This window comes from Natrialba asiatica DSM 12278 (assembly GCF_000337555.1).
Lineage (GTDB): Archaea > Halobacteriota > Halobacteria > Halobacteriales > Natrialbaceae > Natrialba > Natrialba asiatica.
In genome coordinates, this window is the sequence record NZ_AOIO01000007.1 from 52,737 (window position 1) to 65,555 (window position 12,819).

The following is a 12,819-nucleotide window of genomic DNA, read 5'->3' on the forward strand; positions in this document are numbered from 1 at the left end:
CAGAACGCGTCGGCGGTCGTTTCTTAGCGACGCTCGAGCTGTGAGATCTGCCGGTCGTTCGGCCGCCGCTCCAATTCGAGACCCGGTAGTTTTCTGATCGTTATCTCGCCGAGAACGTTGATCTCACAGCCTTGTTCCAGGTGCCCGCCGACGGTTCGGTCGCCGTCGAACGCGGTCACGTGGAGGTGGGGCTCGCCGTTCGCGATGACGCCGTTGATATCGGTGACTTCCCAGGCACCCGTCAACTCCCGAGAGGCGTTCCGATCGGCCTGCTCGTCGGGGAGGTCGGTCCGATCCACGTAATGGATGTGCAGGGTGCTGAAGGTGCCGATCCCGGTGACGACCGCACCGGTGTCAACCTCGTGTGCTGTACAGGCGCGCTCGATCGATTCGAGCGCCATATCGCCGCGATCGAGGCGAACGATGACGTGCCCGTCGTCGGATTCGAACGAGTTCATCGTCTCACCGTGGACCGGCCGGGAGAATAAAGCTTGACGCCGCGGCAGCCGACGATCCGTCGGGACGGCGATCCGCGTTCGACGCCGGGTGCTCTCTACCGCGGATCGAGAACCGTCACGCAGACCGGCTTCGGCACCGCGAGTTCAGCGCGCGCGTCGAGGCGTCCGTCGCCGTCGATCGCGAACGCGACGAGCGAGTCGCCGTGCTGATTGGCCGCAAGCAGGAACTCGCCACCGGGCGAGAGCGCGATGTCTCGGGGCGTTTCTCCACGCGTCGACTGGTGACCGATGCGTTCGAGACTCCCGCTCGCCCGGTCGACCGCGAAGACGGCGATGCTGTCGTGGCCCCGGTTCGAGACGTACACCCACCGGCCCGACGGGTGGACGCCAACGGCTGCGGGTGCGTTGTCTCCACCGAACTCCGAGGGGAGGGTGCTCGTCCGACCGACCGCCGTGAGCGCACCGGACTCGCGGTCGCGACTGAACTCGCTCACCGTCGACTCGAGTTCGCCGACGACGTAACAGACGGAGGCGGTCGGATGAAATGCGATCTGACGCGGTCCCGCCCCCGCACGGGCCGTTGCGGGCTCCGTTTCGGCCGCTTTCAGTTCGCCGGCGTCGGCGTCCGGGCGGTAGATCGCAATGCGATCCGTTCCGAGGTCGGGTGCGTAGCAGAACCGATTCCGCGGACCCGGTTCGATCGCGTGGGGATGCGGGGCTGACTGCCGGTCCTGATCCGGACCGGTCCCCTCGTGGCGGACGACATCGCTGGCCTCGCCCACCCGCCCGTCGGATTCGATCGGAAACGCGGCGACGGTTCCGCCCCGGTAATTCGCCACGAACGCGTAGCGTCCGGTCGCATCGACGCTGACGTAACAGGGGGCGGCCCCCTCGCTCGAGCGCTCGTTGAGCCGCGACAGATCGCCGCAACCGTCGTTCAGTCGGTAGGCGACCAGTCGTCCGCCCGCCGCTCGCTCGACCGTGTAGAGACTCTTCCCGTCGGGGTGGACCGAAAGAAACGCCGGATTCGCCGCGGGAACTCGTGTGCGCTCCGTTACCGTTCCGTCGGCCGCCAACTCGATATCGACGATGCCGTCGCCGTTGCTCCCGGCCGAACAGACGAGTACGCGGATCGTCTCTCGTGTCCGTACGCTCATCACAACGCGGCGTTAGCCCAGTAGCGCGTCGTCTCCGAACGCGTACCGATCGGCGAGTTCGATGCGGTCGCCGGTGCGACCGGACTCGTACGCCGCCATCGTCACGACCAACGTTCGAAACGCGTCTCGAACCGAAATCGGCGGTTCCGTTCCCTCGAGCACCGATTCGGTGAACGCTTCGGCCTTGGTCCGTCGGCCGTGATAGTCGAGATACGGATCGTGCTTCGTTCCCTCCGCGTCGATCGTGTAGCCGGTGCGTTCGTCCCACTCGCGGCCCTCGAGATACACCGCGCCGTCGTCGTCCCAGATGTGGATGTGTTCCCGGGTACACGCGACGATCCCCGTGTCCGAGACGGTGGCGAGCGCGCCGTTTGCGAACTCGATGGTGATCGACGATTGCGTGTCGAAGTACTGGTCGTCGTCGTGGAACTCTACGGTGGCGTCGACGCTGGTCGGCGTGAGGCCGGTTACCCAGAGAATAGCGTCGAGAACGTGTGAGCCAACGTTCAGGAGGTGACCGCCGCCGCTCAGTTCGGGGTCCATTCGCCAGTCGTCCATGGTCTCGTAGTACGAGCGCCAGTCGTGGGTGATCTCGGCCGTGATCGATGTCGGGTCGTTGTTGCCCGTCGCCCACCGTTCGCGGGCCATGATGAACGCGGGGTTCAGGTGACGCTGGTAGCCGAGCATCACCACTCGATCGGTCTCCTGCTCGCGTTGATAGAGTTCAGCCGCGTCGTCGACGGCCGTCGCCAGCGGCTTTTCACAGAGGACGTGCAGGTCGCGGTCGAGCGCGGCCAGGATCTGTTCGTAGTGCAGGCCGTTCGGGGTGGCGATTGCCGCCGCATCGAGGGTGGCCTCGTCGAGCATCGTTTCGTAGTCCGCGTATTGGGCCGACTGCGGAACGTCTAATTCGCGGCCCGCATCGGCGAGGTTCGGTTCGTTGATGTCGGCCAAGGCGACCAATTCGGCGTTCGGGACGGTTTCGAACTGCCGGCCGAGTCGGACGCCGAGGCTGCCGAGTCCGACGAGTCCGACGCGAAGCGGCGATTCGGATGGGTCAACCATGTCGTAATCACGCATACAGGTAAATAGCGTATAATTGTTTTGTTCGGTGGGTGTTTGCCGTCTCTTGTGGCGCGGTCTTGCCCTGCAGTCCTGCAGCCGGTTCGTCGTGGTCGGTGATCGCGGTGACCGGTGATGCCGGACTAGGGGAGCGCTCAGCGGTCAGTCCAGATCGAGCCGCACATCGCTCCCATCGTCGATTTCGATCGAGTCGGCCAGCGAACCGTGGTTGCCCGCCAGCGAAATCGTGTCGGTCTTCGGACCGCTCGCGCGCAGGAACTGTCCGTCCGACGGCGCGGTACAGCCGCTCACGCGGGTGCGCTCGGCGTTCGAAAGTGAGAGAGCGGGTTCGTCGGATGAGGCGGATGAGTCCGCGGAGCGTTGCACATCGAGTCCGTCGATGGTTACGTCGTCGGTTTCTTCGACGCGCAGTGCAGGGCTGTCGGGCGTTCGGAGTTCGACGTTCCGAAACGAGATGTCGGCGATGGACTTGCAGAACAGGCCGTGGGTCTGCTCGTAGCCGTCGGCCATCGCGGGATCGAGGTCCGTCGCATCGAGCGATCTGGTTGCGTCGATCCGCACGTCGCGAAACGAGATGCCCTCGAAGTACCGCTCGGGGAGTCCGGCGAAGAAGCCGGCGGTCTCGACGTTGCGGGCGGTAATATTGCTGAACGAGACGTTGCGGACCAGCGGCGTCCCCTCGTCGATCGGTTCGGGATCGCTGTCCAACGGGGTGAAGTAGTAGCCGTTGATGACGAACGGACACGCGATGCGGCGCATGACGATCTGGTCGAATCGCAGGTCCTCGACGACGCCACCGCGGCCTCGCTGGGTCTTGATCCGGATCCCGCGGTCGGTGTCGGTGAACGTGCAGTTCGTCACCGTCACGTCCCGGACGTCGCCGGACATCTCGCTGCCGATGACGACGCCGCCGTGACCGGCCTCGACGGTGCAGTTCGTGACCGTGATCTGCGAGGCCGGTTCGCCGACCTCACGCCCCTCCGCGTCCTTCCCGGATTTGATGCAGATCGCGTCGTCGCCCGCGTTGATGTACGCATCGCTGATCCGGACGTACCGCGAGGAGTCGATGTCGATCCCGTCGCCGTTCGGCGCGCCGGCCGGGTTTTCGATGTTCACGTCGGTGATCGTCACGTTCTCCGAGTAGACGACGTGCGTGTTCCAGAACGGCGAGTTCCGTAGCGTCACGCCCGAGACGGTGACGTTCTCGGCGTCGAAAACCTGGAGCAGCGGCGGCCGGTGCGTGAAACTGCTCACGTCATCTTGCTTGTCGTTTTGCGCCTCGAACTCGGCCAGTCGGTCCTGCAGTCCGTCGGGAAGCGTCGATTCCGGTTCGCCGTAGAACTGCCACCAGTACTCGCCGTTCCCGTCGATCGTTCCCCGACCGGTAATCGAAACGGTGTCGGCTCCATCGACCAGCAGGCACGGGTGGAAGCCGACCTGATCCCACCCCTCCCAGCGACTCTTTACCGTCGGGAACGCCTCGTAGTCGCCGACGAATCGCAGTGTCGCTCCAGCCTCCAGATGAAGCGTCGTCCGATCGCCGACGCGAAGCGGACCCGTCACGTACGTTCCCGGGGGAACGGACACCGTTCCGCCGGTTCCGGCACACTCGTCGAGCGCCGTCTGAATCGCCTCGGTATTGGAATCGTCGGACCCACTCTGTGCGCCGAACTCGCGGATGTCGTATCGGCCCGTGTCGGGGACTGCCATCGTCTGCCTATTTCGCAGTACGAAAATAAACGTTGCGTCGTCGGCGATTCGTGACCGAGGTTCTATCGCTCTCCTTACGGACGCCGATCGGGTCCCGTCTCGAGAATCGCCGCGTTCTCTCTGTCCCACGCATCAAGGAACTCGCGTTCGCGCTCGACGAGTTCACTGAAGAGGGATTCGGCCGCCTCCCGCTCGAGAGTCACGAGGGGGTCGGAGAGGAATACCCGGAACGCCCGGTCGAGGTCGCCGTCGAAGCCGGCCTCGACGAGCGTTTCCTGATTGTGGACGTGCGCGAGGACGAGCGACCGGAGCGACCGGGGAAGCGAGCCCGCGGTCAGCGGCGTGACGGCGTCACCGGTGAGCAACGCGTTCGTCTCGACGACGGCGCCGTCCGGCAGGTTGGCGACCTGTCCCCGGTTGGGATAGTTCAGGTGCGTTTCCAGGGGTTCGAGCCCGAGCAGCGCCCGGATGATGTCGACGGCTTCCTCGCCGGATTCGGTGAGTTCGAACGTCTCCGCCCCCGAGAGATACCGTTCCGTCGGCGTCGGTCCGTCGGCCGGAAGCCGCGCTTCGCTCGGCGTCAATCGGATTCCCCACCGGTGGAGTTCGTCGGGATCGTCGAGTTCGAGATACCACGGGACGAACTCGACGAGGTGGCGGTCGCCGGCAGCGGGGAAGCAGCCGAACCGGTCGTAGAGGTCAAACGCGACGCGGTAGTTGTTGGTCCAGTAGGATGCGTCGGCCATCGAACCGGGATCGAAGTCGGCAAGCGGCGTTCGGGCCGCGAGTTCGGCGTCGAGGAACCGATAGAGGTCGCGGCCACGCCAGCGGGCCTCGTCGACCCACGTGAAGTGGTTGATTCCCTTGACGGTGACGTGAACCTCGTCCGGATCGACGGCGTCGACCCCGTCGAGGTGCGTCGCCGCGAGTTCGGCGAACAACTCCTGCGTTTGAAACACCTCGTGACAGAGGCCGATGGCTTTGATCTCGGGGAACTCTTCGTAGAGGGTGCGGGTGCAGACGGTCATCGGGTTCGTGTAGTTGAGCACCCATGCATCGGGACACTGTTCGCGGATCGTCGCCGCGATTTCTCGGTACTGTGGAATCGCCCGCATCGAGCGCAGGATGCCGCCGGGGCCGACGGTATCGGCGACCGGCTGGTGGATGCCGTACTGCTTGGGCAGGTCGATGTCGTGGACGAACGTCTCCGCCGGCGGGTCCTGGATCGAGCAGATGACGATATCCGCGCCCGAGAGCGCGGCGGACAGGTCCCGAACCGCGTCGAACGTCCAGTCCCCGTCGGCGTCCGCGCGATCCGTTACCTGCGTTCCGAGTTCGGCGTTCTTCCTCGCGGCCTCGTAGTCGACATCGTACAGCGCAACGGTGCCGGCGATGTCCGTACACTGCGCGAGGTCGTTGATGAGGGTGTGCGCCCAGCCCTGACTGCCGCCGCCGATGTAGCCGATCCGAACTTCCGGAATTGCGTCGCTCGACCGTCTGCCGAGGTGATGCATACGTCTCACCCGAACGGAACGCGCAAAAGCGTTGGTGATTGGGGTCGAAACTGCCGGCTCTCCTCCTAATGGACCGGCTGTACCTCGCGTTTAGATGCCGCCACGCGGCGACCGACGGCCTCCGATCGGTGTCGGACGGGCTGTGACCGGCTCGCCACGCAACGTCGCAAACGCCAGCGGCACCGGGTCTTCGAGACGAATGTGGTCCTCCTCGTCCACGGACGCGTTGCCAGACGGCCGCACTTCTCGGACGTTTGCCCCCACACGAGCCGCCGCGTCGAGGTCGTAGCTGACGCCAGCCCGCCGAGCGCTCTGAAGAACTCTTGCTGGACGGCGACGTTTGCAAGTCGCGTTTCGTTGCTAACACCGCGGGCATCGGCAGCGACTGCAACGCCAGATCCCGGATCGATCACGTCGGCGAAAAGCGGTGTCTCCGTGTCGTCGTATCGATCGCGACCGTCTGCAAGAACTGTCTCGACGCGTCGCTGAACGGTGTCGATCAGCTCCGCTGCTCCTGCGTTCACCGTGCCTGGTACCCAGTCCAGCGGTCGGTATTTGTTCGTTCCGGTGAGTTCTCCCCTGCTGGTTTCCGTTACGGCTATTATCGATTACCCTTCGTTTCTCTCCCCGAGAGCAGTGAGTTCCCGCTCGCCGAATATTGACAAGCGTACTGTTGTAATGAATGTGCGGAAACATTTCAATCGTACACTTGTAAATGATATCGACCGGTCCTCACGTAGTAGTGTCGAATAGCGGCACTGTAGCGCTTCTACACACTGAATACGCCGTTTATCCGGTGTTCAGATCTGTTCGCGAGACGGGAATGACGACCGGTTCAGCGATACTGTGTCGGACGACGTTGTGGGTGTCGGCCTGCGACGGGCGGTCCGCTAACAGGGACGGACGAACGCACCCAGCGAGTAGTCAGTGCTGGATCGATCGATCCAGACGACCCATTTTGGTTCCCTTCTGGGGAACAGACTTATAATGCTGAACTATGATACCACTTTGTATGGCAAGCACCCCCAATAAACGCACGGGACGGCGCATTCGGTCGGTCGAAATCGCATTTACGATTCTCGACGCCATCCGTGCGAACGAGGCGACGAGCGTTACCGAACTGGCCGACGAGCTCGGTCACTCCAAAAGCACCATCCACAGTCACCTTCGAACCCTCGAAAGTCAGGAGATCATCGTTCGGCAGGACGATGGCTACCGACTCAGTCTGCAACTCCTCGATATGGCAAACGACGTTCGAGAGCAGGTTGCAAACTACGAGGTCATCGTCGACGAAGTCGATAAACTGGCGTCCGAAACGGGCGAAATCGCCCACTTTGGGCTCGAAGAACACGGCAAAGTGGCCTACCTCTACAAGGCGATGGGTACGCAGGCCGTCGAAACGGTCTCGCGCCCCGGCGGCAAACAGCCGATGTATTCGACATCGCTCGGGAAGGCCATCCTCGCCTTCCTCCCGGCCGACCGACGCCGAGAGATTCTCGAACACGTCTCGTTCGCCCCGAAAACGCCGAAAACGATCACCGACCCCGAGCGCTTCGCTGATGAACTCGATGTCATCACCGACCAGGGGTACGCGATCGACGACGAGGAAAACATCGAGGGGCTCCGGTGTGTCGCCGCTCCCGTTAAAAACGAGAACACGGTCCTCGGCGCCGTCAGCGTCTCCGGTCCAGTGAGTCGCAGCACTGACGAGGTCCTCCACGGTGAACTCGCCGAAAGCGTGCAACGGACCGCCAACGTGATCGAACTCAATACCAAATTTTCCTAACGACAGCCGCCGTTCGGCGTCTCTCTGGCCAGTTCCCATTGTTGTCGCTGCACTCACCTCCTCTCGGCTACCTGTGTATTCGTTGAAGAAACACTTACCAGTTTCCGACTTGATTCCCTGGTTGGTGTGAGCCAATGACACATGATAGACGGACGTTTCTGCAGACGGTCGGTGCAGGGAGTCTCGGCCTCGCGACAATACCGCTGTTCAGCGATACGGTTGCTGCAGCGACCCTCATCACGATCCGCGGCGGTGGCGCGGACATCTGGAACACGGAGGACGCGTTTCACTACTACCACGACGAGTTCAGCGGGGACATCGACGTTCGAGTGCGCAATACAGCGCTGGAACACACCGACCCGAACGCGAAGACCGGAATCATGGTTCGGGAGTCGCTGGCACCCGACGCGGCGAACGTGATGCTTCGCCGGACGCCGAACGGGGCGGTATCGCTTCAGTGGCGTCCTGAATCCGGAGCCGAGACGGTGAGTACGACCTCCGGCGGCGAGGACGAGAGCGAGGTCGACGGCGGCAGTCTCGAGGCCGAGTGGCTGCGATTGTGCAGGCGCGGCGACACCTTCGAAGCGTACGGGTCGTCCGACGGGGACGACTGGACGCTCCTCGCCGACATCGATACGGAGCAGGTCGCGATAAGCGACGAGGCGTCCGTCGGGATCCCGGTTACGAGCCACTCCGTCGGCGAGCGCTGTACCGCCGAACTACGCGATCTAACGGGAATTTCGCCGACCGGGAATCAGGATATCGGCGACGTTGCTGTCTCCGGCGGCGTCGACGTCGAAACCGGCGTCCCGTTCGTCACGACTGGCGACGCCACGGACGTGACGGCGACCTCGGCGACGCTCCACGGCGAACTGACGGATCTCGGCGGTGCCGATTCGGCCGAGTGCTACGTCGAGTATCGGGCCGTCCCGAACGATTCCTGGACGGCGACCCGGGGACAGACGCTCGAGGAGCCGACCGCGTTCAGCGTGGACCTCGACGGACTCACGAGCAGGCGCTACTACGAGTATCGAACGGTCGTCGAAACGAGCGATGGCGACGTGGCGGTCGGTTCGCCCGCGACGGTCGGAACGCCGAGTCGTTCGAACGGTACCGCTCCCGGCCGCGGCCCGCAAAGCGCATCGCAGATCGATCTCGCCGACGGGTTCGCCGACCCGGCACCGTGGCTCGACGACGACACGCCGGTCATCCCGATCACGGAGCCGACGCGACGCCAACTAACGGCCGCGCTCGAGGTCGACGGCCCTCGCCTGGTCGTCTTCGAGACCAGCGGCGTCATCGACCTCGAACAACAGCGCCTCACCGTCGCCACCGACGAACTCTACCTCGCCGGCCAGACGGCTCCCTCGCCGGGCATCACGCTCATCAAGGGTGACCTCTGGATCGATGCCAACGACTGCGTGATCCAACACCTCCGCGTTCGACCGGGCGATGCCAACCTGACGAGCGAAAGCGACTGGGAGCCGGACGGCATTCGAACCGAAGACGGCACCGAGAACAACGTCATCGACCACTGTACGGCGACCTGGGCGGTCGACGAGAACCTCTCCGTCGGCTACGACACCGCCGAAACGACCGTCTCGAACTGTCTGATCGCCGAACCGCTCCAGGACGCCACCCACCACAAGGGCGACCACGGCTACGGCTCGCTGATCGGCGACGGCGCCGACTCCGTCACGCTCGCCGGGAACGTCTGGGCGCACAACTACGACCGGAATCCGCGACTCAAACAGGGAACGCACTCCGTCGTCGCGAACAACCTCGTCTACCACTACAACGACGGCATCTGGATGGACCCCGAAACGACGGCGAGCATCGAGGGCAACGTCTTCCGACGCCCGGTCGCTGCCCAACCGGTCGTCTTCGGCGACGGCCACGCCTTCGTCGCCGATACCGTCCTCGACGACGCGTCGAATCCCATCGTCGGCGACGGGATCACCGAACTCGACTCACGGCCGCTCTGGCCCGCTGCACTGGAGCCCCTCGAGTCGGCGGCCGTCGTCGATCACAACCTCGCCAACGCCGGCGCGCGACCGGCCGACCGCACCGCCACCGACGAGCGAATCCTCGCCCAACTCGACGCCGGCGACGGGACCTACATCGACAGCCAGTCGGAAGTCGGCGGCTATCCCGACCTCCCGGTTCGGACGCGCCCGATCTCCGTTCCTCAGAGCGGGACGCGCGCCTGGCTTCGAGCGAAAGCCCGCGCCGTCGAATAGTCACTACTCGACCCCGAAGAACCGAAGAACCGAAGAACCGACCGCCGATAGCAGACGGCCGCCGTCGCTGAACTCGCGGACCCGCTTGCCGACGCGCCGCTAGCTCGGTTGATCTTCGGTCGAGTCGGTTCGCCGTTCCGCGATCGTTCGCTTTGTAGCTTCACCGTCTCGCAGGTTCACGGCCGAGAGCACACCATTTATACGATCCTCGGCCGTGTCCCAACGTATCACACAATGACGGCCCAACCGCGATACGAACCCCGGATCGAGGACGAAACGCTCTACCTAGACCACGATGGGGATCGCCTGGAAGTCGGTCCGATGGAGCACATCGTCGATCGAATCGGCGAGACGTACACGCTCGAGTACACCGAAGAGCAAAGCGCCGCCGCGTGGCTCCGGACCGACAGCGACAACACGATCACGTTCGACGTTCGCGAGGTCGTCGGCGAGATGACCCACACCCGAGAGTTCGTCGCGAACCTCGAAAACTGTCCGCTCGACGAGACGACGCCGGACGGGGAGCCGAAGCGAACGGCGTTGTTCGTCGATCTCATCACCGAAATTTGGGATTCGAAGGGGAATCTCGACGGGTAGCGACGGGTTCGGGTCTACGGACACCCGCGACTCGCCTCTCTCCTCGACCCAAATATTAATCATCCCGAACGACACCACACGAGGTATGTTCGAGCTAGCGGCGCAGCACTCGATCGGTCGGCCGCCCGAGTGGGCGCTCTTGCAACGAGAACTGTTCGAGACGATGGCGGACGCCGTTGACCGCTTCGTCGACGAGTACGTCGACGAGAACGGCGAACCGTACTGGCCACCCAGGGGCTACACCGGCGTCGATGGGTTCGACGACGTGCTCGAGGGATTCTACAACTGGCCGCTCGTCTACGCGCTGGGCGGCGACGAGCGATTTCTCGAACACGCCCAGGATGTCTATGCGGGCGCGCTTCGACGCGGGAGGAACACTGACACCCCGTTCGGTCACCCGATGGTCGTCGACGAGTTCGAGCAGTGTCGCGACTGGTTTCACCTGGGGGAGGGAAATCTCTTTACGTACAACATGGGCCTTGCAGCGCCGACTGACGAGACCGTCGTCGACCGCGCGGAACGGTTCGCTCGGTTGTATCTCGATACCGACGACGAGGCGGACGCGGGGAACTACGACGGCGAGCGGCGACTCGTCCGCGGGCCGATGAACGGTAGTATGGGGCCGGATCGCTGCGATTTTTCCGCGTACGAACACCACCCCTACGGGGCCGAGTACCGCTGGGCGAGCCACGGTCTGCCGTGGCGTGATCTCGAGTTCGACGAGGCGGCCGAACTGTGCGACCCCGACAACGAGGAGCGACTGTTCGAGGTGCTCGACGAGCGGTGTTCGAAGGGGGATATTCCGCTCAATCTCAACGTGACGAGCCTGATGACGAACGCCTACCTCCACACCGGCGAGGCCCGGTATCGCGAGTGGGTCCTCGAGTATCTCGAGGCGTGGCGCGAGCGGACGGCCGAAAACGGCGGCATCATTCCGGACAACGTCGGTCGGTCGGGTGAGATCGGGGAGTACACTGACGGCTCGTGGTACGGCGGCTATTACGGCTGGTCGTGGGGCGGGTGGCACTACGTCGGCATCGGGCCGACGGTCGCCGCGGAGAACGCCGTGTTGCTCACCGGGGATCGGGAGCATCTGGCGTTTCCGCGGTCGCAACTCGACGTGTTGATCGAGAACGGAATCGAGGTCGCCGAGGATTCGGTCCACGAGACGCTGTACGTTCCGCACAAGTACGGCGGTCCCGGCGATTACCACTACGACGCCTCGGGCGTCCTGACCGAGAACGACGGGGAGGTGCTGTGGCGCGACGGGTGGTACGAGTTCAAGCCGCACCGGGACGATCCGTACGTCTTTCACCTCTGGTATCTGTCCCTGTCGGAAGCGGATCGGGAGCGGGTCGATCGACTTCGCGACTGGGGGTCACGGGACTGGACGCAGGTCGACTACCGGCCGTCGAACAAGCACGGTGCAGGCCAGGAGTACGCCTGGTTGGCGTACCTCGATGGGGAGTTTCCGGACTATCCCCAGCGGCGGCTGGAAGCGAGCCACGCCCACGTACAGGACCGCCTCGCGCTCATGCGCGAGGAGGGCGGGGTCCCGGACGATGTCGACGAGGATTACCTTCGCGACCGGAATCCGATCGTTCACCGCGGACTACTCCAGTTGACGATGGGTGCCCCACAGCCGGTCTATTACGGCGGGCTCGTGATGGCGCAGCTTCGCCACTTCGACCCCGAGCGGGAGCGGCCGGGACTGCCGCCCGGCGTCGCCGCGCTGGTCGAGAACGTGACCCGGGACGGCGTGACGCTGACGCTGGTTAACGTCGGTGGACGGGACCGCGACGTGATCGTCCAGGCCGGCGCGTACGGCGAACACGAGTTCGCGGCGATAGAACTCGAGGACGAACGGGTACGTCCTGAGTCGACGTGCGTTCGGGTGTCGCTCCCGAGCGGAACGCGGCTCACGGTCGCGGCGTCACTCGATCGATTCGTCACTGAGCCGTCCTACGCGCTGCCGTGGACCCGGTCATGTCGGTCGCGAGTTCGGGATGAGTGACCGTCGGTGCTGCGATCGTCGCAGCGAACTCGTACCTGTATCAGATACTAGTGTGGTATCAGATTTGCATTCCTACATACTAACTTGCCGTCACTGAACCCGGATTTGAACGGCGGATATAGGTTTGAATCATTCTACTCGAACGCCAATCGTGTTCCTTCTGAAAATAGTATCCGGAAGAAGACAACGGTTTGTATTTCTGGTTCGGATTCGCGCCGTATACTCTGTTCCGCTACCTGTCTGACTTCGCCAAGAAAAGT

General features: G+C 63.9%; 9 protein-coding genes. 4 read left to right on the forward strand and 5 right to left on the reverse strand.

Features of this window, described 5'->3' with window-relative positions; genetic code table 11:
- Positions 1-23: 23 nt before the first annotated feature.
- The 5 genes from C481_RS01875 to C481_RS01895 form a co-directional block, all read right to left on the reverse strand.
- Positions 24-458, reverse strand: coding sequence for a PPC domain-containing DNA-binding protein (locus C481_RS01875; protein WP_006107138.1), 435 nt, complete (start codon positions 456-458; stop codon positions 24-26).
- Positions 459-553: 95 nt separating this feature from the next.
- Positions 554-1,615, reverse strand: a complete 1,062-nt coding sequence (locus C481_RS01880) for a lactonase family protein (RefSeq protein ID WP_006107139.1) — start codon at positions 1,613-1,615, stop codon at positions 554-556.
- A gap of 12 nt (positions 1,616-1,627) precedes the next feature.
- A complete protein-coding gene (locus C481_RS01885; RefSeq protein WP_049904338.1) occupies positions 1,628-2,695 on the reverse strand; it encodes a Gfo/Idh/MocA family protein in 1,068 nt (355 codons plus the stop codon).
- A gap of 144 nt (positions 2,696-2,839) precedes the next feature.
- Complete coding sequence (locus C481_RS01890) at positions 2,840-4,408, reverse strand: glycoside hydrolase family 28 protein (protein ID WP_006107142.1); 1,569 nt, start codon at positions 4,406-4,408, stop codon at positions 2,840-2,842.
- A 74-nt stretch (positions 4,409-4,482) separates the two neighbouring features.
- Positions 4,483-5,922 (reverse strand): family 4 glycosyl hydrolase, encoded by a 1,440-nt coding sequence (locus tag C481_RS01895; RefSeq protein WP_006107144.1) that lies wholly within the window; start codon positions 5,920-5,922, stop codon positions 4,483-4,485.
- A gap of 1,012 nt (positions 5,923-6,934) precedes the next feature.
- On the opposite strand from C481_RS01895, the gene C481_RS01905 reads away from it, so the two are divergent.
- From C481_RS01905 to C481_RS01920, 4 genes are all read left to right on the forward strand, one after another.
- Positions 6,935-7,708 (forward strand): IclR family transcriptional regulator, encoded by a 774-nt coding sequence (locus C481_RS01905; RefSeq protein WP_006107145.1) that lies wholly within the window; start codon positions 6,935-6,937, stop codon positions 7,706-7,708.
- A 134-nt stretch (positions 7,709-7,842) separates the two neighbouring features.
- Positions 7,843-9,948: a hypothetical protein gene (locus tag C481_RS01910; protein ID WP_006107147.1), complete on the forward strand. Its 2,106-nt coding sequence runs from the start codon at positions 7,843-7,845 to the stop codon at positions 9,946-9,948.
- 234 nt (positions 9,949-10,182) lie between these two features.
- A complete protein-coding gene (locus C481_RS01915) occupies positions 10,183-10,545 on the forward strand; it encodes a hypothetical protein (protein ID WP_006107149.1) in 363 nt (120 codons plus the stop codon).
- A gap of 85 nt (positions 10,546-10,630) precedes the next feature.
- On the forward strand, positions 10,631-12,559 hold the full coding sequence (locus C481_RS01920; protein WP_006107151.1) for a hypothetical protein: 1,929 nt from the start codon (positions 10,631-10,633) through the stop codon (positions 12,557-12,559).
- Positions 12,560-12,819: the final 260 nt, after the last annotated feature.